A 23,759-nucleotide genomic window follows, 5' to 3' on the forward strand; every position below is an offset into this window, starting at 1 on the left:
CAACCTTGACGCCCGTGTCACGAGACCACCACCGGGCGGTCGGCGTGCCAGCAGGTCATCGGTTTGAATCCTGCGCGATTCCACTCGCCGGCAACGGTGATCGGGTCGCCCGCTGAGACCGCGAGCAGCTTCCAGGGATCCACGCCAGGCAGGAGTTCCAGCCCACCGGTCTCGTCGACCAGGGCCCAGCCGTCGCCGTTGCGCGCTGGGCGCACATCGGCCAGCACCAACGGCCAACGTTCGTTCCACGGGTCGGCCGCGAGCGATTCGACGTACGAGGCCAAGGCTTGTTTCGCGGTGAAGCCGTTCGGGCGCGGTCCGGGCAGGCGTGGAGCCGACTGGGTGAGCAGCGCGCGCATCGGCAGGACGCCTGGGTAGAAGGACAGTACGCCGGGGACGAGTTCGCCGGGGCGACCGGGCAGCGGGTCGAGTTGGCGACCACCTGCGGCGAAGTTCAGGATCAGGGCGAGTCTGCCGGTCGAGGCGCCGCGCAACCACACCCGCCGTACGGTCAGGTGGTCGTCGGGTTCGATCACGCGGCCGAGCACGAGCCAGTCGTCCTCGACCTTCTCGCCTTCGGCCAGCACTCGCGCGGTCTCGACGGTCCAGCCGATCCGCGACTGCACGGTGTCCGCGAGGGACGGCGGCAGTTCGGGGAGTTGTGCATGGGCCGACACCGTGAGGTGGATCAGCGAGAGCTCCTCCAGCAGCTCGCCCGGCCAACCGTGGCCCCGGCCGACGACGCCCGCTGCCCGGCGTACGGCACCTGCAACGCCCGGCGCCTGCGCGTCCACCATCCGCGCGGCGAGGCGGCTCAGCTCGGCGTACCCGCGCTGCTCGAAGCCGCTCAGCCCCTGCCGCACCTGATCGTCCAGCCAGCCGCGCAACTCGGCCATCCCACCGGCGACGCGCTCCATCCGGCGGGTCACCCGCTGCTGCGCCGCGAGTGGATCGACCACCTCGCCCGGCTTCTTCTCCGCGCGCTCGGCCGCACGATCTGCCCGATTCGCGCGCTCTTCGATCCACTCGGTGACCCATGGCGGCTCGCTTCGAGCGGCGATCAGGTCCGTGGACCATTGCAGGAGCAGCCCGAGCGCGTGCTTGCAGGGGAACTTCCGGCTCGGGCAGCTGCAGCGATAAGCGGGACCGCTCAGGTCGACGACCGTCTGGTACGGCTTCTTGCCACTGCCCTGGCAAAAACCCCAGACAGCCCGCTCCGAACTGCCCTGCTCCGACCACTTGGCCGGATTCGCCTGACTCTGCCCCGCCTTGGCCGAGGCGGCATCAGGCGCAAGCGCCAGCACCCGCTCCACATCCCAAGGCCCCACGACACCCCCAACCGCCTCTAAAGCAACCCGTGAGTCGAGAGCATGCCATCCCCCGCCGACAGCCGCTCCACTACCCGAAGGCCTGGCGTTCCTTCTCGTGGGCGGGGTAGCCGTTGCCGTGGTCGACATTGGCGTCCGGGCGATGCGAGTTGATCATCTGCGCAGGTGCGGCAGCGGGCGGCGCGGCGGGTTGTGCAGCAGCGGGCGGCACGGCGGGTTGTGCAGCAGCGGGTTGTGCAGCAGCGGGTTGTGCAGCGGGGGCTGCCGGGGCGGCGGGCGGCGTCGGCGTACCGGACAGGCCGTCGCGTACCGCGCCGAGTAGGCGCTCCTCGACTGCTTGTAGCTCCGCGATCCGCTGCCTGATCGCCTCCTCCTCGAGACGAGCCGACGCCAGCAGCTCATCGGCCTCGGCCCTAGCGGTCTCGCGCAGATGATCGGCCGTCCGCTGGCTCGCGCTCAGCACGCTCAGCTCGTACCGCCGCAGCTCCCCGACCAGCGCACCCTGCTCGCGTTGCGCGTCCAGCACCGGCGCCATCGGATGATCGCTCTCCACTCCAGGCAGCGTCTGCTCCAGTTCCGCGATCTGCTGGTCGACGCGGGTGAACAGATCGGCCACATCGGTCCGCATCCGCCGGATCACCGTCGCCGCCGCATGAACCCGTTCGGTCGCCTCCCGCTCGCGCTCCAATGCGGTCCGCTCGGCCGAGGCGATCACGTCCAGCGCGACCGCCGCTGCCCGCGACGCATCGTCGTCGGGCACCGGCACGACACCCGGACTTCCCGCACCAGGCGCGGCCGCCGCTGCCAGATCCGCTTCAGGCAGTACGTCAGCCGGCGTCGCGGTGGGGTCGGTCATCGCGACAGTCCGGCGCAGCGGCACCTCGCGGATGAACAGCACCGCCAACAGGCTCACCAGGGCAGCGCCGGCCGCAATGGCGAAGATGCGCCCGGTCGCATCGCCGTACGCATGCCGCACGATGGTCGCCAGTTGCGGCGGGAGCGCTCCGACATCCAGCACGCTCTTCCCCGAACCGTTCTGGAGGGCCTGACCGGCTTGAGCTCCGGCAGGGCCGAGAGCGCGCAGATTCGAGGTGATCAGGTCCGTCACCCTGGTCGCGAGGACAGCGCCGAGCACGGAGACGCCCACAGCACCACCGAGGCTGCGGAAGAACGTGACCGATGCGCTGGCCGCACCGACCTCGCTGACGTCGACGGTGTTCTGTACGGCGAGGACCAGGTTCTGCATCATCATGCCCATGCCGATGCCCATCCCGAGCATCCCGAGTCCGACGTACCAGTAGGGGCTGGTGTGGTCGATCGTCCCCAGTACGGCGAGTCCCGCGACAAGGAACAGGCCGCCGAGGACGAGGTACCGCTTCCAATTGCCGAACCGCGTGATCAGCTGCCCGGCCCCGACCGAACCGACGAACGACCCGAACATCATCGGGATCGTCAGCAGCCCGGCCTCGGTGGCGCTGTAACCGCGGGCGATCTGAAAGTACTGGCCGAGGAAGACCGCGCTGCCGAACATCGCGATGCCGACCGCGAGGCTCGCCAGGATCGCCAGCGCCGTGGTGCGTTCACGAACGACCTTCAACGGTACGAGCGGCTCGCTGGCCTTGCTCTCGGCGACGATCGCCAGGATCGCGAGCAGAGCCGTGCCACCCAGGAATTCCGCGGTCTCGCGCGACCACCAAGGGAAGTGGTCGCCGGCGAAAGTGACCCAGATCAGCGGCAGGCTCGCGGCCGCGCTGATCAGCAGGGCGCCGGCGTAGTCCATCTTCACCTTGCGCTTGATCAGCGGGAGATGGAGATAGCGCTGGAGAACGATGAGGCTGACGACTGCGAGCGGTACGCAGACGTAGAAGCACCAGCGCCAGCCGAGCCATGAGGTGTCGACGATGACGCCGCCGAGCAGCGGTCCACTGACGGTCGCGACCGCGACGACGGCGCCCATGTAGCCGGAGTACCTGCCGCGATCGCGCGGTGGGATCGCCGCGCCGATGATCGCCTGGGCCAACGCCATCAGGCCCCCCATTGCGAGTCCTTGCAGTACTCGGGCGCCGATCAGGAACGGGACGTTGTGCGCCATCCCGGCAAGGGCCGAGCCGATCACGAACAGGATGATCGCGAGCTGCACGAGCAGCTTCTTGCTCATCAGGTCGGACAACTTGCCCCAGACCGGCGTGGACACGGTCATCGCGAGCAGGCTGGCGGTGATCACCCACGTGTACTGCGTCTGGGTGCCTTCGAGGTCAGCGATGATCGTCGGCAGAGCGTTGCTGACGATCGTCGAACTGAGCACCGCGGTAAACAACGCCGCCAGCAACCCAGCCAAAATCTCAAGAATCTCCCGATGCGACAGCTCCGCATCACTCCGTACTCCGGTCGGCGGCGTCTCGGAGTCGGCCGGCGCTCCTGCGGGGCCTCCCATGGGGCCTCCTGCTGCGGGCGGGACCAAGGTTTGCGTGCCAGACATCGGGTGTCCGTTCTCCTGCGCGATCGTTCGGCCGGCGCAGCTGATCGAGCCACACCGGGGCGGAAGACGGCGGCCGGCACCTCGCCCTACCTGGACGAGCCCTCACCCGAACCACATTTGGTTGCAGGACCCAACAATACGGCCCGACGTTTTCTTTTGAGACACCCACTGCCACGGAACGCGTTCTCCACGTACCATCTCAGCCTGTTGAGTAATCAACAAAAGCCTCGGTGGAGCTGTCAGGGCCCACCGAGGCCCCTCCCCCAAGCGGCACCCAGACCACCGCAGCACAGGCATCCCCGACACCGACCTCTGCACGACGCAGCATCACGGACGCCCACCCTCCCGCTAACCCCACCCGCCACTCGCCACCCAGCAAATCCCCACTCTCCCCATCCGCCCCCACCACGTGGGCTCAACTCCGCTCCGAAGGGTTACCCCACCGCCATACCAACGGGGCAACCCCCACAGCAGAAGTGAACCCCTCCCACCAGGAGCCGGAGCCGCAGCGCGACACCAGCGAGCGCGTGAGCGGCAGGTGTGGGGACGCTCTCTTGCCGGGTTGGGACGGGTCGCCTCGAACTGTCCGCGGGCGGGCGGCGTACGGACATCCTGCCTGCGCGCGACTTGACGGCGTACGGGTCGCGAGTGGGGCGGGTGTGGTGTGGAAGGGGTCAGGGGGTGCGGACGGATTGCTGGTTTACCCAGACCAGGTGGCCGTGGTGGCTGACCAGGATTTCGTCGTCGCGGTGGGACAGGGCCTGGCCGGCGATCCAGCGGCCGCCGATGCGGACCTGGACGTCGACGGGCCTGGCTGGAGAGGTGGCGACAGGCATGGCACTCGACTTCTTGACAGGGGCGGCAGCGGGTTGACGGCGTCGTGGAGCACGGTGGGGGTGGTGATGCAGATCGGTCATCTTCGTCCTCGGCAGGGACCGCAGTCGTCGACGCATCCAACGCCGGCTGGCTGCTCAACCAAAGGCCACCTTACAGCGGGTCACCGCTCAGACCCAGCGGTAACCCGAACTGTCCGATCGTTGGAATCACCGATGGAATCCTCAACCAGGTAAGGACTTTCGAACTGTTCATCTGAAAGTAGACCTCAAGTCCCCCCGAACTTCCTGACCGGTCAACAGCTGGGGGTTGCTGGAGAATTGGCAGGTCAGCGCCAGGACGGGAGTTGTTGGAGGGACCAGGTGTTGCCGTCCGGGTCGGCGAAGAAGACGAAGTGGCCCCAGGGGAACTCCTGTACTTCGGAGACCTCGACGCCGCGCTCGATCAGTTCGGCGCGGGCGGCGGCTACGTCGGCCACGACGATCTGGAGGCCGCGGACCGAGCCTGGTTCCGCCTGTGGCAACCCGGTGCCGATGGCGATCGAGCAGGCCGAGCCCGGCGGGGTGAGCTGGACGAAGCGCAGTTCGTCGTTGACCTGGTGGTCGTGGTCGGCATGGAATCCGACCTGCTCGGTGTAGAACGCCTTCGCCCGGTCCACGTCGGACACCGGTACCGAGACCAGTTCCAGCTTCCAGTCCATCTTGTTCCCTCCCGGAGATCGCCTGGCTGCAATCTACCGATCGCGACCGGTCAGGCCGGCCCGGTCGCTTGGTGTGAACACCGATGGGTACCGGGCCATTACGCCAACAACGGGAGACGGACCATGACGACGCACCCATCGGCCGTCCGGGAGGACGGTCACCGGACCGCGCGGGACGACGGTCACCGGACCGGTCAGGACGAGCACATCGGCGCCTTGGTGGCTCAGTTGAGCAGCGACGTGAGCCGGCTGGTTCGCGATGAGTTCCAGCTCGCCAAGGCCGAACTGAAGGACAAGGGCAAGGAAGCCGGGATCGGCCTCGGGCTGTTCGGTGGCGCGGGCACGGTCGCCGTGTACGGCGTGGGCGCGCTGGTGGCGGCCGCCATCCTCGGACTCGCGGCCGCAGTACCGGCGTGGTTGTCGGCGCTGTTGATCGCGCTCGTGCTGTTCGCGATCGCCGGAGTGGCCGCGTTGCTTGGCAAGCGGCATGTCAGCCACGCCACCCCGCCGGTGCCGCAGCAGGCCGTCGAGGGAGTTCACGAGGACCTGGAAGCGCTGAAGGGGCACGAGCCGGAAGGTAGGGCAGTTCGATGACCACCACCAAGAACACCCAGCTGAGCGAGACCGAGGCGCTCCGCGCGGATCTGGAAATGACGAGGCAGCACCTGGCCGACACTGTGCAGGAGCTCAGCCGTCAGCTCAACGTCCCGCGCCGCATCAAGGACTCCGCTGCCCAAGCGCGCCACCGCGCCGCCGAAGCAGCAGGCACCGCCGGTCACCGAGCCGCCGACGCAGCCAGCACAGCCAGCCAGCGAGCCGCCGCAGTCGCTGGTACTGCGCGCCAGCGAGTCGCAGCAGTCGCCGGTACAGCCGGCCACCGCGCGGCGGAAGTTACCGGTACGGCGGGTCAGCGGGCCGCTTCGGTTGCTGGGACCACTGGGGAGCGGGCCAAGCAGGTACCGAGCCTCACCAAGCAGCATCCGGGCATCACCGCGGCGATCAGCGGCGTCGTGGCCGGAGCCGCGGCCGTCTGGATCGCGGGCGGTGGAAAGTGACCAAGGCCGCCAAAATCGCCTACCGCCCGTTCGGCCTGTTGTCCGGTATCGCCGGCGGATTGGTCGCCGGTGTCGTCTTCAAGCAGGTCTGGCGCCGGATCAGCGATGAGGAAGACGCCCCGGACGCGCTGCAATCGGAATATCCGTGGCGCGAAGTTCTGCTCGCGGCCGCACTGCAGGGTGCCGTGTACGCCGTGGTCAAAGCGGCGATCGACCGCGGCGGCGCCAAGGCGTTCGAACGCTGGACCGGCGAATGGCCGGGTAACTGAAATCGTGCCCTGTGTCACGTAATGCAGGAAAACCCGAATAAAACAAGGGTTTTCGGGCACAGGGTCAGAGCAGGTGATGGTAACCGGGCCCCGGTGTTGAGCAGACAGCACCGGGGCTGTTCCCTGTCCACCGCCGGATTCGGGCCTTCCCGGGTTGCCCCGTGGCCCTCACGCAGTGTCGTTGAAGGAATCACGTTGAGTGTGCTGAGGTCTCGACGTCAACACGCAGTCGCACTAACGTCGCATTCTCTGGTCGTCACTGCAGGTAGGAAGGTTCCACAAGCGTCATGGACGTCGATTTACGGCTGGTCCGGTATTTCTTGGTGATGGCGGAGGAGCTGCATTTCACTGCGGCCGCGCGCCGGCTCTATGTGTCACAACCGGCCTTGAGCAACCAGATCCGCCGCTTGGAGGCCCAGCTCGGGGCCCAGCTGTTCGAACGGTCGCCCCGGGGAGTCAGCCTGACCGCGGCAGGTGACGCCTTCCTGCCGCACGCGCGCGGCGCACTCGCCGCGATCCGGTCCGGGGTGGCCGACGCGACCGCAGCGGCCGGCCGGGATCAGGTACTGCGTATCGATGTGCTCCAGACCGATCTGGCGACTCCCCGTGCCGTGCTGGCCAGGTTGCGGGATCGCCTTCCGTCGCTCCGGCTCGAAGTGAGCAGCCGCGGTACGCGAGACCAGGAGCGCCGCCTGCTCAGCGGTGAACTGGATCTGGCCCTTTGCGGCTCGACGGCGCATTGTCCCGAAGGGGTGGCCCAGCGACTGATCCGGCGCGAGGCACTCGGCGTCGCCCTGCCCGCGGATCATCCGCTCGCCTCGGCCGAAGCAGTCGCCGTACGGGAGCTGACCGGTGAGACCCACTACCTGCCGCGGGACGACTTCGCGCCGGAGTGGAACGAGTTCGTGTTGGCCTGTTGCCGTACTGCCGGATTCACGCCGCGTCGGCATCCCGCCAGCACGGACGGGACGAGTTCTGCGCTGGAGCTGGTTCGGGCCGGCGAGTGTGTGGCGGTCGGGCTGCTCTCCACCCCGCACCCCGCAGGCGTCGTTGTCCGGCCCTTGGCCGCTGGTGTCCCACCTTATGGATGGTCCTTGCGCTGGCGCGATTCGGCGCGCACACCGGCGGCCGCCCTGGCCGCGCTTCGTAACCTGGAGTAGTTTTCCGGGCCGTTCACGCTGAGTTTCCCCTTGCCACACAGTGTTTCCGTCCGGTCACGACACCTGCGGGTTGGTGAAGGTCGGAGGTCGGATGCATAACTTCGGGTTTTATAGGGTAGGAATGACTCACACAGATATTGACCGCGGTCCAGACATGTGCCGCGCCGTGACTCACTGTCGCGAGGTCAAGAATCATGGTTACCGCACTTGCCAGCACCACCGTCGACGAGCAGTCTGCACCGAACGATCCGAAGCAGCGCCGCGACCGAGCCACCCGGGCCCTGTTGGTCCAGCGGGCCGGCTCCACGAACGAAGAAGAGCGTCAGTCCCTGCTCGAGCAGGCGATCGAGCTCAACCTGGGCATCGCCCACAGCATCGCGAGCCGGTTCCGCGGCCGCGGGGTCGAGTCCGACGACCTTGACCAGGTCGCCTACCTCGGCCTGCTGAAGGCGGCCCGTAGCTACCGGCCGGACACGGAGACGCCGTTCCTGGCGTACGCCGTACCGACCATCCGTGGCGAGGTGAAACGGTACTTCCGGGACTGTTCCTGGACCGTCCGGATCCCGCGCCGCCTGCAGGAACTGCAGGGCTCCATCGCGGCCGCCCGGCCGCAACTGGTTCAGGACCTGCAGCGTGATCCCACGCTGGAGGAACTCGCCGAGGCGATCGGTGTCGAGGTCGGCGACGTCGAGGCCGCCATCGCCGCGGACGGCTGCTTTTCCGTCCTCTCCCTGGACCGCCCGATGGACGGCGAATCGACCGCCAGCCTGGCCGACACGATCGCTGACGAAGAAGATTCAGCCTTCGAGCAGACCGAAGCGGTCGCCGTCCTCGAACCGGTACTGAACGGCCTGTCCGCGCGCGAACGCAAGATTCTCGAGCTGCGCTTCGTCGAGGGACACACCCAGGCCGACATCGGCGCCGAGATCGGCGTCAGCCAGATGCAGGTCTCCCGGCTGCTGCGCGGCATTCTCGACCGGCTGCGCAACCAGATCGAGCCGCCTGCCGCTGTCGCGGCCTGATCAGCTCCGATCACCCGCGAACGCCTCCCCCGTTGGCGGTCCGCCGTAAACTTGTCTGTACGGCGGACCACCAGCGGACGGGAAGTCAGATGCCCACGGCACCGATCTTCGTGGTTCAGTTGCACGACGCCCGGCGGCTGCATTACGACGTCCGGCTCGAGGTCGACGGTGTGCTGAAGTCCTGGGCCGTACCGCGTGGTCCTTCGCTGGACCCGTCGGTCAAGCGGCTCGCCGTCTTCACCACCGACCACTCGATCGAGTACGCCGAGTACGAAGGCGTCATCGCCGACAGCCAGTACGGCAGCGGTGCCGTGATCGTCTGGGACGCCGGCATCTACCAGAACCTCACCAGGGACAAGCAGCGCCTCGTCGATCCGGCCACGGCCATCGATCGAGGCCACTTCAAGTTCCGGTTGCAGGGCGTCAAACTCAACGGCGTCTTCGCCTTCACCCGGACCGAGCGCGACTGGCTGCTGGTCAAGGTTCGTGACGAGGATGCCGATCCTCTGCTCGACCTCACCGTTGCCGAACCACGCTCGATCCTGAGCGGACTGACGATCGAGGAGATGGCTGCTACTGGAAGCTGAGTCGCAGCAGAGCAGTGACGGCGATGCCGCCCGCGACCGCCACCAGCATCGGCACCTTGGTCAGACAGAGCCCGCCTGCCACGCCCACTCCGGCAAGCTCAGTCCAGTCCACCTCGCGCCAGCCCGGACCACCGAGGTCGGTCACGATCAACCCTGCAAGCAGGACCGGAGCCGTCAAGGCGGTCATCCTCACCACCGCCGGTGGGAGCTTCTTGCTCCCGATCACCAACGGCGCGCTCGCCTTCATCAGCCAACTGATCACCGTGAGCACAAGAACCGAAAGCCACATCTTCATTCCTGCTCACCACCTTTCTCCGGCAGAACACCCAAGAGGGCCGCGGTCGTCGCGCCGAGCAGCGCATAACCGGGTGCGGTGACGAAGAGCAGCGCCGCGGCGATCGCCGCTCCCAGTACCGCGGCCACCAGCGCCCGGGACGATCGGCGCAACTCGTCCAGCGCCAGGATCACGAAGAACGCCGGGAAGGCGACGTCGAGCCCGAGCCGGTGCATCAGGTCCGGCGAGGGTGCAACCAGTACGCCGATGGCAGTCCCGCTCACCCAGGTCAGCCATTGCGTTGCGCTCGCCCCGATCAACCGGCCCACGTCGTACTCGCCATTGTTGCGGTGGGCAACGACGAAGGAGGCGTCGACCAGCGTCTGGGCTTTCAGAGCGCGAGACAGCCGGCCGCCTTGCAGGCTGTTGTTCAGCGCCAGGCTCATCACGAGGTACCGGGCGTTGATGAGCACCGCCGCGGTGACGGCCGCGACAGCCGAGCCGCCGGCGAGCGTCGACAGCAGGGTGAACTGGGCCGATCCGGAGAACGCGAACATCGAGAACAGGATCGGCAGCCCGAATCCCCAGCCCCGGGCGCGCGCTTCGGCGCCGAAGCTGAGCGCGAGCACGAAACCCGCCGTCGCGGGGCCGATACCGAGCCGCATCCCGTCGAGGAAGGCCGTCTTCTTCTCCGTGCGCAGACTCATGAGCCACGCACCTTCCGGTAATGCCGCTTCGCGCGGGCGCGGTTGCCGCAGTCGGCCGAACTGCACCATCGCCGCGAACCGTTCTTGCTCCGGTCCATGAACAACCAGCCGCAGTCGTCGTCGGAGCATTCACGCAGCCGTCTGAGGTCCTCCCGTTCGAGCAATCTGCCGGCCGCCAACCCGAGCGTCGGCACGAGGCCGCCCGCCTCCCAGTCGAGCAACCGCACCCCAACCACACGAGGTGGCTCGGCGGCCGTCAGGGCCTCGACGACCAGGCGGCGCACCGCCTCCAGATCACCGGCCGTCGGAACTTCCCCACGCGCCAGCGACCGCAGTACGCGATAAGCGGTCTCCCGGACTTCTCGAATCTGCTGGAGGGACGCCGTACCCCGGTTCAGGCCGACCGCCGCGCACCAGTCCGACAACTCCGCCGACGTGACCAACCGGTCGATCCGGCGCGAGTCGTCGAGACGCCAAGCCACTGTGTTCACCAGGTCGACGACCAGGTGGCCGCCGATCAGTTCGGGCTGGTAGCCCATGACACATCACCTCACTAACAAGCTAAAGTCATTTAGCTTGTTAGTGCAACCGCTCGGCGAGTCACCAGCCGTCGACGTGCAGGATGTCGTCCAGCGGCTGGCGAGGGGCCGGCTTGAAGGTGTCGCCGGTGTAGTAGGCGGTAGGCAGGAGGACCGCTTGGCGGATGTCGTCAGGCAGTCCGAGCAACTCGGAGATCTCCTGCTCGTACGTCAGGTGCAGCGTGGTCCACGCCGTACCGAGGCCGCGGGCGCGCGCTGCGAGGCAGTAGCTCCAAGCGGCAGGCAGGATCGAGCCCCAGATGCCCGCCTGGTTGCCGGCGCCCAGAGACTTGACCTGCAGACACGGGATGACGAGGACAGGTACCTCGCCCATCCGCTCACCCAGATAGGCCACGCTCGATCCGACTCGCTGCTGTACCGTCGCGCGGTCCGGGTCGTCGGCGTAGAGGCGTCCGGCCGCGCCCGCCGACTCCAGGTACGAGGCGACCGACCGGCGGTAGTACTCGCCGATCGTGGCGCGCTTCTCGGCATCGGTGATCACCAGCCAGTGCCAGGTCTGCCGGTTGGAGCCGGACGGAGCCTGGAGCGCGATCTCGATGCACTCCTTGATCAACTCCGGCGGCACTGGCCGATCCAGCTCCAGCCGCTTGCGGACGGTCCGGGTAGTCGTGAGCAGGTCGTCGGGGGTCAGGTCGAGTGTGGTCACCGCTTCAGTTTGGCAGCACCCGTACGCCCTACCGGCGCGCCTGCTCGCCGAGCACCCTCCGATGCCGACCTCGCCTCTCCGGCCCGGCTACTCGAAGGGCGTGGGGTCCCCGGCGCCGATCCGGACGACCTCCGGGATGTCGTCGGAGAAGTCGATGACGGTGGTGGGTTCGGTGCCACAGTCGCCCGAGTCGACGACGGCGTCCACCTGATGATCGAGAAGTTCCTTGATCTCCCAGCCCTGCGTCATCGGCTCCTCCTGGTCGGGGAGCAGCAAGGTGGACGACAGCAGCGGCTCACCGAGCTCCTCGACCAGCGCCTGGGTGACGACGTGGTCGGGGATCCGCACACCGACGGTCTTCTTCTTGGGGTGGAGCAACCGGCGCGGAACTTCCTTGGTGGCCGGCAGGATGAAGGTGTAGCTGCCCGGCGTCGCCGCCTTGATCGAGCGGAACACCGCGTTGCTGATGTGCACGAACTGCCCGAGCTGGGCGAAGTCCTGGCAGACCAGCGTGAAGTGGTGCCGGTCGTCGAGGTGCCGGATGGTCCGGATCCGGTCGATGCCGTCCTTGTTCCCCAGCGCGCAGCCGAGCGCGAAGCACGAGTCTGTCGGGTAGGCGATCAGGCCGCCACCGCGGACCAGCTCGACCACCTGCCCGACCGCGCGCTTCTGCGGATTCTCCGGATGCACATCGAAATACCTGGCCATCCCCAGACCCTAGCGTCCTGAGCCGGAAGGGAGTGCTTCAGCGGTCGCGCCGCTTCCGCAGCAGGTCGAGTGCGGTACTGAAGGCGGTGTCGCGACCGGCCTTGATTTCGTCGGGCGTGAAGACCGGTACGCGGATGTCCGGCGGGATGCCGGGGCCGTCGAAGGAGGACCAGCCGAGGGTGCGGAACTCTTCGTTCGGGAGGATGTACTCCCAGCCGTTCGGCAGCGTGCGCTGGAGGGTGTCGGAGAAGACGCCCTGGGTGTTCTGCCCGATCCGGACCGGCCGCGGGCTGCGGTTCATCATCGCCTCGGTGAAGGTCTCACCCGCGCTCATCTGTGAACCACCGGTGAGGATCACCAGCGGACCGGCGTACCGGGGTCGTTGGGACGGCTTGACGAAGAACGGCTGCGGCGCGGTGAAGGACGACGCGCCGTCCGGATCGTTGCGGGCTCGCTTGAAGTAGGCGAAGTACGGCTTGTTCGTCAGCCGGCCGGCCAGATCCAGAGCGAGTTGGTCGGAGCCGCCGCCGTTGATCCGCAGGTCGAGGATCAGCCCGCGCAGACCAGCTGCTCCTGCCAGTGCGTGGTCGAGTGCCTGGTTCAGCACGATGCGTTCTGCGTTGTAGTCGGGGATGTCGCCGTAGCCCAGGAACGCGATCACCCGGAGATAGCCGATCCGCCCCGGCAGGTCGGCGTACCCGATCCGATCATGCCCGTACGACGTGTAGGTGAGCCCCTTGAGCGCGGTGTGCTCGATGTAGGGGCGGAGCTTCGCCTCGAGCTCCTCCGTCGGGAACGTCGTACCGGGTCGTACGCCTTGGTACTTCTCGCCGCTCCGCGTGCGGATCGCGGTGTGCGCGTCACCCAGCGGCTTGATCATCGACGTCAGCAGCTCGAACAGTGCCTCCTCCGAGATGTCCGGCTTCACCAACGGCCGGTACTTCGCGCGGACCGCGCGCCAGTCGATCCCCTTGGCCGCGAAGAACGGGTAGTTCTCGGCGTAGTCGGTCCAGAACTGGTCGAACACGGCGAGCGGCGCGGTCGGCCGGGGCTGTGTGCAGGTCTGCGGCAGCTTCTCCAGCCGGCGAAGGACCTTGTCGCCGACGTTGCCTTCGACGTGCAGGCGGTTTCCCCTGATGGTGAAGGCCTGTTCGCCGTCAGCGGTGAACCGGTTCCCGTCCTGCTGGTAGGTCGCGGGCGCCGAACAGCTGATGCTGGTGACGCCGTAGAGCCGGGCCTTTCCATTGCTGATGGCAACGATCGTGCCGTAGCCCTCGGTCTGGTACACGCCGTCGAGGCTGCTCGCGGCGGTTCGGGTCGGGGCAGCTGTCGCAGCCGTTGCCGCTGGTGAGCCGGCGAGTGGGGCGGCGATCAGACCGGCGCTGAGCGCGGCTCCGATCAGCACCCGGCGGGCAGGTCGGAATGTCTGTGAGTCCATGGCGCAACTCTCGACGGGCGGCCGGGTGCTCACCAGGGCGCTCCGTCCCCCACCACGGTGGTGCTACCTCTACCTCGCCAGCCCGATCGCCGCGGCGGTCACCACCAGATTCTCCGCGTAGCCCCCTTTGGCCGGGTCATAAGCCCCGGTGCAGGTGATCAATACCAGTCGATGATCACCCGTTTGATTGAATGCCCCGCCGGTGGTCGCGAGCGCATTCTTGGGAACGGCGGTCACCGCCGAGATCCGGTACGACGCGCTGTGCCCGCCGTCGCCCCGCAGTACGACGATCTCGCCCGGTTTCACCAGCCGCAGCCGGACGAAGAAGCCGATCCCTTCCGTCGCCGAGTCGACATGGCCCGCCAGCACCACGGACCCGAACGGATCCCCCGCCTCGGCCCCGCCGTCCCACCAGCCGACCCGCTGGACATGCTCGGGGACGACGAGTTGGCCGTTGACCGTGCTGGCCGGGAGCACCGGCGCCCGGTGGCCGCCAGGCAGCACGACCTCGGTCGGTACGAACCGGACCCGCTGGCTCGCGGCCGGCGTACCGACTCTTCCGGGCAGCACGGACGGCGACGCCGACTGGCCTACAGCCGGTACGCCGCCGCCCTCCCCAGGAGCCGGCACAGCTTGGTCGACCTGCGCGGCACACCCCTCCAGGGCCACGCAGCACAAGAGCAGTCCGAGCAGGATCCTCCTCAGCGACGCACGACCTTCCGTACCGTGACGACCGAGGCGCCTGCCAGCAGCAGGGCGACGAGTGCGATCGGCGCGACCGGCGACCGCCGGCCGTTCATCGAGCCCGCCGACTGCTCGCCGTTCATCAGGCCGGCCGCCTGGCCGCCGGTTCCCGTGTTCACCAGGCCCGGACGGTCGGATCCGGTACCGGGCAGCCGCAAGGACGTCACCACGACGTTCATCGTCTTCGAGTTCGGCTCACCGATCGCGAAGACCCGGGTCAGATAACCCGCCTTGACCGGCAGCGACAACGGCCCGAGAACGACCGGCGAAGTCGCTCCGGCCGGCACGATCTCGACGGAATAGGTACCGGCCGGTACGACCACGTCGAGTGATTCCCCGTTCGCCACATTCGCGAACAGCACTTTCCCGTTCACCCGGATGTCGGCCGGTCCGACCGCCGCGGTGTGCGCGACCCGGAGCGCGGCTTTGTCCTTCGGTACCCCGGTCAGTTTGTTCGCGTAACTGGTGATCACCGGTGCCGCTGTCGGCGCGGCCGGCCGGTGGATGACCACGTCGAGGTTGCTTCCGGCACCTACCGTGACGACCCGCTCGATCACCACCTTGCCACCGTCGCGAGCGGTCACTTTCCGTTGCCCGGCGGCCACGTCCAGCGGACCGACCACCTCGGCGCCCTTGACTCCGCGGGCGACCGTCCGCCCGTCGACGGAGATGTCGAGCGACCGCCCGGGCAGGCCCTGGATGACGTGCAACTCACCCTTGCCGGCGGCATCGGCCGGTACGGCGAGCAGCGCGGAGGCGGCCGCGATCATCACCGCGAGCATCAGCGGAATTACCCTGAGAGAATGCGGACCTCGCATTCTCGAAATTATCGTCGCGCTTTTCCTGGGCATTCTAGCAACCCTTTGGAATGGCTTGACCACGCTCCGTTCCAGCATTCTTCCCCCTCATCGAGAACATTCTGGAAATAGTGGCGATTGCCAATTTCGGCGTATCGTATGCGGAAGTCGATCCGGCCACCAGAGGAAGTGTCCGGGTCCTTGGGGGACGAGATCCGATGTCATTGTTCAGAGGACTTGCACTCGTCACGCTGGCACTGGGGCTGAGCGTGGCCACCGCGTGCTCCGGCGAAGTCGCCGGGCCGACGGCCCCGAGCCCCGGGGCACTGGCGAGTGGCGGTGGCACGGCCCCCGTGCAGCCTCCGCCGACGCCCGAGGGGACCGGCCTGACCGCACCCGGCATCCGGCTGGCCGCAGTACCGCGGGGTGACGGCAGCTTCGACATCACCGAGGACGTCATCGTCCGCAGTGCGATCGCCACGTTGCCGCTGCGGCCACCCGACTCGGGTGCGGATCTGCCCGGGATGATGACACCGACCGAGCCGAAGGTCACCGACCTGACGGTGCTCGCGGACGGTGAGCCGGTTCCGGTGGATCAGGCCACCTTCAGCGGTCCGAGCCAACTGCCGTTGATCACGGCACCGACCAAGTTCAAGCTGACCTACCGGCTCAGCGGCTCGGTGGTGCGGCGGGTGCCGTCGACCACGGGACGTGCCTCGGCGGCGATCAAGCCGCTGACCGCGGATGTCGACAGCACGCTGCCGACCGATCTCGTCGTGTCCGGCGGCGGTCTGCGCAACGCGATCTGTCCGCAGCTGACCGAGAGCCGCTGCGCAGTCGGCGAACCACCAGGGATGTCGGTGCAGCCGGGCATCCCGGCCGGCCAGTCGCTCGCAGTACTGCAATTGGATCTTCCGCTGCAGCCTTAGTGTCCCCCGGCACGCTTACGCTGTGCCCATGGTCGATGCGCAACCTGAGGACACGGATCGGATCGCCTTCGGCACCGCCCGGGCCAGGTGGGTGCTGGCCGCCACGGCCCTCGGCTCGGGGATGGCCTTCCTCGACGGCACCGTCGTGAATGTCGCCCTGCCTGCGATGGGCGAAGACCTCGGGGCCGGGATCGCTGGGCTGCAGTGGATCGTCAACGGTTACATGCTGATGCTGGCCTCGCTGATCCTGCTCAGCGGCTCACTCGGCGACCGGCTCGGCCGGCGGCGGCTCTTCGTCATCGGCGTCATCTGGTTCGCGCTCGCATCCTTGGTTTGCGCCGTCGCGCCGACTCTTGGCGTGATGATCGGCGGGCGCGTCCTGCAGGGCGTCGGTGGCGCGCTGCTCACCCCGGGCAGCTTGGCGATCCTGCAGACGAGCTTCCGGCATTCCGATCGCGGCAAGGCGGTGGGCGCCTGGTCGGGTCTGACTTCGGTCGCGGCCGCGGTCGGCCCGTTCGTCGGCGGCACGCTGGTGGATCACGGTTCCTGGCGGCTGATCTTCCTGATCAACCTGCCACTCGCCCTGATCACCGTTCTGGTGGCGATGCGGCACGTCCCGGACACCCGCGACGAGACCTCCACCGGCAAACTCGATCTCGGTGGCGCCCTGCTCGCCACGATCGGGCTGGCCGGTCTGACGCTCGGTCTGATCAGCGCCGGGGATCGCGGATTCGGTGATCCCGCAGTACTGACGAGCCTCGTCCTCGGCGTCGTGGCTCTCGCGGTCTTCGTCGAGGTGGAGCGGCGGAGTTCGCACCCGATGCTGCCGCCGGGAATCTTCAAGAACCTTCGCTTCACCGGCGCGAATCTGGTCACCGTCGTCGTGTACGGCGCGCTGGGCACGGCAACCTTCCTGGTCGTCGTCTACCTGCAGACGGTTCTCGGGTACGACGCCCTGCACGCGGGCGCCGCGTTGCTGCCGATGACCCTGCTCATGCTGGCCTTGTCGGGCTACGCGGGCAGCCTGTCCGAACGGATCGGTGCCCGGATCCCGATGACGGTCGGCCCGGTGCTGATGGCCGGCGGCTTCCTCCTGATGCGCCGCATCGGCCCGGGCGCCGGCTACTTCACCGAGATCCTCCCCGCTGTCGTCGTGCTCGGACTCGGGCTGGTGTCGACGGTCGCCCCACTGACCGCGACCGTCCTGTCGTCCGTCGAGGACCACCACGCCGGCATCGCTTCCGGGGTGAACAACGCGGTCGCCCGATCGGCCCAACTGATGGCAGTCGCGGCCATCCCCCTCGCCGCCGGGATCACCGGCGACTCCTATCGGGACCCCGTCGCGTTCGGCCACAGCTTCATGACGGCCATGTGGATCTCCAGCGGCCTGGCCGTCGCCGGCGCCTTACTGGCGTGGCTCACCCTCGCCGACCATCGCCCGGCGCCGCGCAAACCTGTCGCCGTCACCACCCACCGCCACTGCGCCCTGGAGTCGCCGCCGCTCTCGAACTCCCCCGGCTCCCGCTAGCCGCCCTTGCGGTCCTCAACCGACTTGTCGACAAATCGCACTTTCTTCAGCGACAGGTAGTGCTGCCGGACTTCGGGTGGGAGGCGTTCGATGGCGTAGCGGAGCATCGTGCGGGGCATCGTGGCGGCGTACTGGTCGAGGAAGGCCAGCAGGTCGTCGGCGGAGACGCGTTTGCCGGCTTCGCGAAGCATCCAGCCGGAAGCTTTGTGGATGAGGTCTTCGGAGTCGGTGAGAACCAGGGCGGCCAGGCGGTACGTGTCCGCGGTCTGGCCGACGCCGATCAGGTGCTGGGTGGCGATCAGGGCGATCCGGCGTTCCCAGATGTTGCTAGAGGCAACCAACATGTAGAGCGGGTCGCGGGGTTTGTCGAGCAGCTGGCCGCCGACGATCTGCGGGGCGCTGCAGTCGACCAGGTCCCAGTTGTTGATGTGGGCGGTGTTGCGCAGGTAGAGGTCGTAGATCTCGGCGAGCTCGGCCGGATTCGCAGTACGAGGTTTCAGTGCGAGTGATGCACGGTCGGCCAGCAGTGCCAGTACTGCGAGTCGGTGCTCGTGGATCGGGCTGGCCAGCGCGCGCTCCAGGTCGGGCAGCGGGAGGCCGGCGCGGACGTAGGGCTTCAGGATGCCGCGCAAGGTGGAAAGCTTCACGCCGATCATCCGGTCGCCGAACCCGTAGCCGCCGGGCTGGAGCTGGAAATAGCGCGCCAGCACTTCGGCGACAGCAGGATCCGCCGCGTCGTCGATCGCTGACAGTAGCTCGTCGACGGTCATCGGAGTCCCTTCGGTCACGCGTTGCGAAGTCCAGCAGGGCAACGCTAATCCGATTCATCACGCTCCGGGGTCACTCGTGGCGGGGGCGTTGTGGGTGTGCAGCGTTCGGGCATACGGTGAGGGAAGGGCAGTTCCCCCACGCCAGGACCGACCGGCGTCCGCGGAGCCGCCCTCGGGGAGGATGGCCGTGACGAGCCAGCCGGAGTCGCCGGACCACGACATGGTCCGTACCATTTTCGACGCCGTCACCGAAGAGCTGGAGCCTGGGGTCCTGCTGGTGCGGATGTCGGGGGAGATCGACATCGCCAGCACCGATCTGGCGGCCGAGGCGATCCGGGCCGCCGTCGTACCACCCGCCCGGCTCGTGCTGATCGACCTGTCCGCGGTGACGTTCTGCAGCTCCGCCGGGCTGGGAAATCTGGTCGAAGCGCGCCGCCTCGCGGGGCAGCATGGCATCGATCTCGCATTGGTCGGCGTGGGCCGTCCGGTGGACCGCCCACTGTCCATCACCGGCCTCGGCGGCCAGTTCCGCATCTTCGCCTCCGCCGCCGACGCGCTCCGTCAACGCGAGAGCTGACGGCGGGGCGCTCGGCCTCCGGCGATCGAGGCCCTGCCGAAGGCGGTCACCGGCGCGACGCGGGCGATCGAGCCCGTGCCAGACGTGATCGGCCGCCACGACTCGGGCGATCGAGCCAGTGCTGGAGGCCGCCGACCGGCACGGCCGGGCGATCGTCGTACGGGTTGATCCGTGGCGCGCTGCGGGGTGCCGACGGACGGTGGCGAGGTGTCCGTCTCACCATCTTCCGGTGAGCCACGAGGGCCAGAACCGCTCCTGGGAGGTGGCCGGGGCCCTACGATGACGGCGTGACTGGGGATTCGAAGAAGCAGGCGAGCCGGCCGACCGTGCAAGACGTCGCCCGGGAGGCGGGCGTGTCCCCGTCGACCGTTTCGCGCGCGCTGCACACCCGTGGTTACGCCTCCCGCGAGGTCCGGGAGCGGGTCCAGGCGGTCGCCCAGCGGCTCGGGTACGTCCCGAACCACATGGCCCGGAACCTGCGCAGCCGCACGTCGACGGCGATCGGCGTACTGATCTCCGACCTGCGCAACCCGTTCTACGCCGACCTGGCCGCGGGGGTGGAGGAAGTACTGCGCGCCGAGGGCCACCAGATGATCCTGGTGAACGACAACGGCGACCCCGACGAGGAGATGCACGCGGCCGAGACGCTGCTGGCGATGCAGGTCGCCGGCGTGATCGTCACCCCGGTCGCCGCGGGCTGCTCGAAGATGTTGCAGGACAACGGCATCCACGTCGTCTGCGCCGACCGGCGACTCGGCCGGGCCGGCTCCGACGCGGTCCTGAGCGACAACAAAGCGGGCGCCCAGGAGCTGACACAGCACCTGATCGACCTCGGCCACGAGCGGATCGGCCTGCTGATCGACGAGACGAAATGGTCGACCGGAGCCGGCCGACTGTCCGGATTCCGGGCAGCTCACGAAATTGCTGGAATCGATCTCGACGAGGAGCTGATCGTCTACACCAGCTTCGACGCCGACGCCGCCCGGCAAAGCACCCGGGAACTGCTGAACGACCACCACGTCACCGCGATCATGGCCGCCAACAACGTGCTGGCGCAGGGCGCATTGGCCGAAATCAAGCACCGCAGGCTGCGAATCCCGCACAAGATCAGCCTCGCGGCGTACGACGACGTGCCCTGGATGTCACTCGTCCAGCCCGGAATCACCACCGTCGACCAACACACTGTGGATATAGGCCGTAGCGCTGCGCAACTGCTGCTGGCCCGGATCCGGGACGAATTGCCGGTCAGACATCGCACGATCCGGGTCGCACCGCGGCTGATTGTGCGCGGATCCACCGGAACGGCTCCCCGCAACTAGCAAAACTGGCGTACCACCGTCCACATGACCCAAATTTATGTGGACCGAGTCATCGCCCGGCAGCTCGACCGTCACGCCGAGGTCGCCTACGCGATGCACAGCCAGCTGGACGCGATCCAACAGGTCGCCGACGAGCTCATCCGCCGACTGGACTCGGGCGGAGTGCTCTACACCTACGGCAACGGAGGATCCGCTGCCGACGCCCAACACCTGGTCGGTGAACTCATCGGCCGCTACCTGCGGGAACGGCGGCCGCTACCCGCCGTTGCCCTGGTCGGCGACGCGGCCGTGACGAGCTGCATCTCCAACGACTACTCCTACGACGAAGTGTTCTCCCGCCAGGTGGAGGCCCTGGCGCGGCCGAACGACATGGTGATCGGCTTCACCACCTCCGGTACGTCGCCGACCGTGGTGAAGGGCCTCGCGATGGCCCGCTCGCGCGGCGCGTGCTCGGTGGCCTTCACCTCCACCCGCGGGATCGCCCTGGCGGCCGCGGCCGACCTGGCGATCGTCGTACCGGCGGAGGAGACCGCCCGGATCCAGGAGATGCATCTGGTCGCGCTGCACCTCGTCAGTGAGCTGGTCGACCAATGGGCGACCGCCTGCTGATCGCACCACTTCCGCCCGCGCGGCGGACCGGGCGAACCCTGTGCGCCCGGTCCGCCGCCCCGAACTGGTAGCGTCCTGTGTCCCCCGCATTGGCGTCCGGCGTACCGAAGAAGGAATGTTCATGGGCGAGAGCTCCTCCAAGATCATCGTCGTCGTGCCGACCTACAACGAGCGGGAGAACCTGCCCGTCCTGGCCGGCCTGCTCTCGGACCTGCGGCTGCCCGGCCTGCAGATGCTGGTGGTGGACGACAACTCCCCCGACGGCACGGGTGCCGTGGCCGACGAACTGGCCGAGAAGGCGCCCGACCAGGTCGCCGTCCTGCACCGGACCGAGAAGGACGGCCTCGGCCGCGCCTACATCGCGGGCATCACCCGCGCCCTGGCCGAGGACGCGGACATCGTCATCCAGATGGACGCCGACCTGTCCCACCCGGCCTCGGTGATCCCGACCATGGTCGAGACCCTGCGGACGACCGACGCCGGAGTGGTGATCGGCTCGCGGTACGTCGAAGGTGGCTCCGCCGCGGCCGAATGGGCCTGGCACCGGCGACTGCTGTCGGCGTTCGCGAACGTCTACGTGAACACGATCCTGCGCCTGCACGTGAAGGACGCCACGGCCGGCTTCAAGGCCTGGAAGGCAGACACCCTGCGCGCGATCGACGTCTCGACCATCCAGAGCAACGGCTACTCGTTCCAGGTCGAGATGAACTACCGAACCGTACGCCGCGGCCTCCGCATCGCCGAGGTCCCCATCCGCTTCGAGGAGCGCACGGTCGGCGCATCGAAGATGACGCTCAAGGTCCAGCTCGAATCCGCCCTGATGCCCTGGAAACTCCTCTTCAAGCGCTCCTAGATCGACCGAGCCACCGACCCGCTCATAGCGGTCACCTCGGCGCGCACGGCGTCGAGGTACTCGCCTTGCGCGACGTAGCAGAGGCTCACACTGACGTCGTTGATACTGGCGAGTCCCCGGAGCCGCGTGCAGTCGCCGGAGAGCTGGTACGTCACGCCGTCCTCGGTGTAGTGGCTGGTGAAGCTGACCACGAACGCCTCGCTGACGTTCAGGTTCGGCGGCGGGATCTGCCGCACGGTCCCGATCTTGAGATTCTCCAACTCCATCGTGTCGGCGAATGCCTCGACGTCCGGACGCAGAAGACCGGCGGACGGCACCGGATGGTTCACCACGAAGACCTGGGCCGCGCCACGGCCCGGCGACGTCACGAGGATGCCCTCGACGCTCTGCCTCGTCCAGCCGCGCGGGATCTCGACGAACACGCCGTAGTTGATCGGAGTCCCACGGTCGACATCAGGATCGCGGCGAGGATTGCGCGACGGAACCACCTCGGCCGGGGTACCAGAGGTGACCGAAGGGGCCGGCTCGATCGCGGAGTGCTCCGCTCCGGCGTACCGGACGATCAGCCCGCCGACGACCAGCACAGCGAAGGCCACGCCGGCTGCGATCAGCTTGGCCAGCGGAGAAAGTGACGGCACGACCTGAGGTTAGCCGTACCCAAGGGCGTGCAGGCGCGCGTCGTCGATGCCGAAATGATGAGCGATCTCATGGACGACAGTGATATTCACCTCGTCGACAACATCCTCGACGGTCTCGCAGATCGACAACGTCGGATTGCGATAGATGGTGATCCGATCCGGCAGTACGCCGCCGTAGTAGTGACCTCGCTCGGTCAACGGAATCCCCTCATAGACCCCGAGCAACTCCGGATCACTCGCCGGCGCATCGTCCTCGACGAACACAGCAACGTTGTCGATCAACGCCGCCAACTCAGCCGGCACCAAATCCAACGCCTCCGACACCAACCCCTCGAAGTCCGCCCGACTCATCTCAATCACCCCACCACCCTAGTGACCCACCCCACACCCCCACCCGGTACGCCGTACGCCGACGCAGCACCCCCTAAGCCCACCCACACGCCCTCTGCCCCTCCCCACCCGCCGCAGCCCTTCCGCCGCCTCCACCAGCACCCCACGCATCACCACCCGCGCCAGATCGCCCCCACGCCCACCCGGCCTTCTCACAGCCCTTTCGACAGCCTCCCCGCCTTCCTCAGGCCCTCACAGCCCTCCTGCCACGGCCTCCCCGCCTTCCTCAGGCCCTCACAGCCTTTCTGCCCCCTCAGCCCCTCCGCGGCCTCCTACCGCCTCGACACTCGCCGCCCCCTCAGCCCTTCCCTCGCGTCTCGCGTCTCGCGCTCCTCGCGCCCTCGCGTCGTCGGTCCTTGCATCGTCACGGTCCTCGCGTCCTCGCGTCCTCGCGCCTCGCGTCCTCGCGTCCTCGCACCTCGCGCCTCGCACTCCTCGCGTCCTCCCACCTCGCGCCTCGCACTCCTCGCGTCCTCGCGCCTCGCGCCTCCCGTCTCGCGCCTCGCGTCGTCGCGTCCTCGCGCCGTCGCGCCCTCGCGCCCTCGCGCCCTGCGCTTTGCCGCGCCATCGCCCTCACCACTGCCCCTTCCACGCCTTCGCCCGCCCACCCCACCCCTCGCCTCCCTCCCCCCATTCCCCCTTGCCAGGAACTCGTTTTGGACCTCAGCCCGGTGTCCTCTATGCTTACGGCTGTCCCTGGAGCTTCGGCTCCCGCGGTCCGAGTCCCCATCGTCTAGTGGCCTAGGACGCTGCCCTTTCAAGGCGGTAACGCGGGTTCGAATCCCGTTGGGGATACGGT

General features: G+C 68.0%; 27 protein-coding genes and 1 tRNA gene. 13 read left to right on the plus strand and 15 right to left on the minus strand.

Features of this window, described 5'->3' with window-relative positions; genetic code table 11:
- Window positions 1–17: 17 nt before the first annotated feature.
- The 4 genes from DIZ26_RS31165 to DIZ26_RS31180 form a co-directional block, all read right to left on the minus strand.
- Window positions 18–1,328 (minus strand): SWIM zinc finger family protein, encoded by a 1,311-nt coding sequence (locus tag DIZ26_RS31165; RefSeq protein ID WP_112248033.1) that lies wholly within the window; start codon window positions 1,326–1,328, stop codon window positions 18–20.
- A gap of 70 nt (window positions 1,329–1,398) precedes the next feature.
- A complete protein-coding gene (locus DIZ26_RS31170; RefSeq protein ID WP_198676378.1) occupies window positions 1,399–3,762 on the minus strand; it encodes an MDR family MFS transporter in 2,364 nt (787 codons plus the stop codon).
- Between the two features lie 719 nt (window positions 3,763–4,481).
- Window positions 4,482–4,643, minus strand: a complete 162-nt coding sequence (locus DIZ26_RS31175) for a hypothetical protein (RefSeq protein ID WP_232828728.1) — start codon at window positions 4,641–4,643, stop codon at window positions 4,482–4,484.
- Between the two features lie 326 nt (window positions 4,644–4,969).
- Entirely contained in the window at window positions 4,970–5,341 is a 372-nt protein-coding gene (locus DIZ26_RS31180; protein WP_112248037.1) for a glyoxalase superfamily protein, read from the minus strand.
- 123 nt (window positions 5,342–5,464) lie between these two features.
- Between DIZ26_RS31180 and DIZ26_RS31185 the strand changes: the two genes are divergently transcribed.
- The 6 genes from DIZ26_RS31185 (at window position 5,465) to DIZ26_RS31210 (ending at window position 9,434) form a co-directional block, all read left to right on the plus strand.
- Window positions 5,465–5,935, plus strand: coding sequence for a phage holin family protein (locus DIZ26_RS31185; RefSeq protein ID WP_112248039.1), 471 nt, complete (start codon window positions 5,465–5,467; stop codon window positions 5,933–5,935).
- Entirely contained in the window at window positions 5,932–6,396 is a 465-nt protein-coding gene (locus tag DIZ26_RS31190) for a DUF3618 domain-containing protein (protein ID WP_112248041.1), read from the plus strand. Before DIZ26_RS31185 ends, DIZ26_RS31190 begins: the two co-directional genes overlap by 4 nt.
- Complete coding sequence (locus DIZ26_RS31195; protein ID WP_112248043.1) at window positions 6,393–6,665, plus strand: DUF4235 domain-containing protein; 273 nt, start codon at window positions 6,393–6,395, stop codon at window positions 6,663–6,665. The genes DIZ26_RS31190 and DIZ26_RS31195 overlap by 4 nt, the downstream gene beginning before the upstream one ends.
- Before the next feature lie 287 nt (window positions 6,666–6,952).
- Window positions 6,953–7,825, plus strand: coding sequence for a LysR substrate-binding domain-containing protein (locus DIZ26_RS31200; RefSeq protein ID WP_112248045.1), 873 nt, complete (start codon window positions 6,953–6,955; stop codon window positions 7,823–7,825).
- 194 nt (window positions 7,826–8,019) lie between these two features.
- Window positions 8,020–8,847 carry a SigB/SigF/SigG family RNA polymerase sigma factor gene (locus tag DIZ26_RS31205; RefSeq protein WP_112248047.1) on the plus strand — a complete coding sequence of 276 codons (828 nt, stop codon included), beginning with the start codon at window positions 8,020–8,022 and terminating at the stop codon, window positions 8,845–8,847.
- 89 nt (window positions 8,848–8,936) lie between these two features.
- Window positions 8,937–9,434: a DNA polymerase ligase N-terminal domain-containing protein gene (locus DIZ26_RS31210; RefSeq protein ID WP_112248049.1), complete on the plus strand. Its 498-nt coding sequence runs from the start codon at window positions 8,937–8,939 to the stop codon at window positions 9,432–9,434.
- On the opposite strand, the gene DIZ26_RS31215 is transcribed toward DIZ26_RS31210, so the two are convergent.
- From DIZ26_RS31215 to DIZ26_RS31250, 8 genes are all read right to left on the minus strand, one after another.
- Window positions 9,421–9,729 (minus strand): AzlD domain-containing protein, encoded by a 309-nt coding sequence (locus tag DIZ26_RS31215; protein WP_112248051.1) that lies wholly within the window; start codon window positions 9,727–9,729, stop codon window positions 9,421–9,423. The genes DIZ26_RS31210 and DIZ26_RS31215 overlap by 14 nt on opposite strands.
- Window positions 9,726–10,415, minus strand: a complete 690-nt coding sequence (locus tag DIZ26_RS31220; protein WP_157979865.1) for an AzlC family ABC transporter permease — start codon at window positions 10,413–10,415, stop codon at window positions 9,726–9,728. Before DIZ26_RS31220 ends, DIZ26_RS31215 begins: the two co-directional genes overlap by 4 nt.
- The gene (locus DIZ26_RS31225) at window positions 10,412–10,954 is read right to left on the minus strand and encodes a CGNR zinc finger domain-containing protein (RefSeq protein WP_112248055.1); all 543 of its coding nucleotides are present in this window, start codon (window positions 10,952–10,954) and stop codon (window positions 10,412–10,414) included. Before DIZ26_RS31225 ends, DIZ26_RS31220 begins: the two co-directional genes overlap by 4 nt.
- 61 nt (window positions 10,955–11,015) lie before the next feature.
- Window positions 11,016–11,660 carry a nitroreductase family protein gene (locus DIZ26_RS31230; protein ID WP_112248057.1) on the minus strand — a complete coding sequence of 215 codons (645 nt, stop codon included), beginning with the start codon at window positions 11,658–11,660 and terminating at the stop codon, window positions 11,016–11,018.
- Between the two features lie 87 nt (window positions 11,661–11,747).
- The gene (locus tag DIZ26_RS31235) at window positions 11,748–12,368 is read right to left on the minus strand and encodes an L-threonylcarbamoyladenylate synthase (protein ID WP_112248059.1); all 621 of its coding nucleotides are present in this window, start codon (window positions 12,366–12,368) and stop codon (window positions 11,748–11,750) included.
- 37 nt (window positions 12,369–12,405) lie between these two features.
- The gene (locus DIZ26_RS31240; RefSeq protein ID WP_112248061.1) at window positions 12,406–13,806 is read right to left on the minus strand and encodes a S41 family peptidase; all 1,401 of its coding nucleotides are present in this window, start codon (window positions 13,804–13,806) and stop codon (window positions 12,406–12,408) included.
- Between the two features lie 69 nt (window positions 13,807–13,875).
- Entirely contained in the window at window positions 13,876–14,475 is a 600-nt protein-coding gene (locus DIZ26_RS31245; RefSeq protein ID WP_112248063.1) for a class F sortase, read from the minus strand.
- Between the two features lie 32 nt (window positions 14,476–14,507).
- Entirely contained in the window at window positions 14,508–15,332 is an 825-nt protein-coding gene (locus tag DIZ26_RS31250; protein WP_232828729.1) for a DUF4397 domain-containing protein, read from the minus strand.
- A 233-nt stretch (window positions 15,333–15,565) separates the two neighbouring features.
- Between DIZ26_RS31250 and DIZ26_RS31255 the strand changes: the two genes are divergently transcribed.
- Window positions 15,566–16,276, plus strand: coding sequence for a hypothetical protein (locus tag DIZ26_RS31255; protein ID WP_112248067.1), 711 nt, complete (start codon window positions 15,566–15,568; stop codon window positions 16,274–16,276).
- Between the two features lie 28 nt (window positions 16,277–16,304).
- Window positions 16,305–17,804, plus strand: a complete 1,500-nt coding sequence (locus tag DIZ26_RS31260) for an MFS transporter (protein ID WP_112248069.1) — start codon at window positions 16,305–16,307, stop codon at window positions 17,802–17,804.
- Here DIZ26_RS31260 and DIZ26_RS31265 read toward each other — a convergent pair.
- Window positions 17,801–18,574, minus strand: a complete 774-nt coding sequence (locus DIZ26_RS31265; protein WP_112248157.1) for a DNA alkylation repair protein — start codon at window positions 18,572–18,574, stop codon at window positions 17,801–17,803. The genes DIZ26_RS31260 and DIZ26_RS31265 overlap by 4 nt on opposite strands.
- Window positions 18,575–18,761: 187 nt before the next feature.
- On the opposite strand from DIZ26_RS31265, the gene DIZ26_RS31270 reads away from it, so the two are divergent.
- The 4 genes from DIZ26_RS31270 to DIZ26_RS31285 all read left to right on the plus strand — a co-directional run bounded on the left by DIZ26_RS31270 (window position 18,762) and on the right by DIZ26_RS31285 (window position 21,932).
- On the plus strand, window positions 18,762–19,151 hold the full coding sequence (locus DIZ26_RS31270) for an STAS domain-containing protein (RefSeq protein ID WP_112248159.1): 390 nt from the start codon (window positions 18,762–18,764) through the stop codon (window positions 19,149–19,151).
- A gap of 287 nt (window positions 19,152–19,438) precedes the next feature.
- Window positions 19,439–20,470, plus strand: coding sequence for a LacI family DNA-binding transcriptional regulator (locus DIZ26_RS31275; RefSeq protein ID WP_112248071.1), 1,032 nt, complete (start codon window positions 19,439–19,441; stop codon window positions 20,468–20,470).
- A gap of 24 nt (window positions 20,471–20,494) precedes the next feature.
- Window positions 20,495–21,079, plus strand: coding sequence for a D-sedoheptulose-7-phosphate isomerase (locus DIZ26_RS31280; RefSeq protein ID WP_112248073.1), 585 nt, complete (start codon window positions 20,495–20,497; stop codon window positions 21,077–21,079).
- A 121-nt stretch (window positions 21,080–21,200) separates the two neighbouring features.
- The gene (locus DIZ26_RS31285) at window positions 21,201–21,932 is read left to right on the plus strand and encodes a polyprenol monophosphomannose synthase (protein ID WP_112248075.1); all 732 of its coding nucleotides are present in this window, start codon (window positions 21,201–21,203) and stop codon (window positions 21,930–21,932) included.
- Here the strand turns inward: DIZ26_RS31285 and DIZ26_RS31290 are convergent.
- Window positions 21,929–22,570 (minus strand): hypothetical protein, encoded by a 642-nt coding sequence (locus DIZ26_RS31290; RefSeq protein WP_112248077.1) that lies wholly within the window; start codon window positions 22,568–22,570, stop codon window positions 21,929–21,931. The two genes, DIZ26_RS31285 and DIZ26_RS31290, sit on opposite strands and share 4 nt — an antisense overlap.
- 9 nt (window positions 22,571–22,579) lie before the next feature.
- Window positions 22,580–22,930: a metallopeptidase family protein gene (locus tag DIZ26_RS31295; protein WP_112248079.1), complete on the minus strand. Its 351-nt coding sequence runs from the start codon at window positions 22,928–22,930 to the stop codon at window positions 22,580–22,582.
- 752 nt (window positions 22,931–23,682) lie between these two features.
- On the opposite strand from DIZ26_RS31295, the gene DIZ26_RS31300 reads away from it, so the two are divergent.
- Window positions 23,683–23,755 (plus strand) — tRNA-Glu (locus DIZ26_RS31300).
- Window positions 23,756–23,759: the final 4 nt, after the last annotated feature.

It is taken from the genome of Kribbella monticola, assembly GCF_003261635.1.
GTDB lineage: Bacteria > Actinomycetota > Actinomycetes > Propionibacteriales > Kribbellaceae > Kribbella > Kribbella monticola.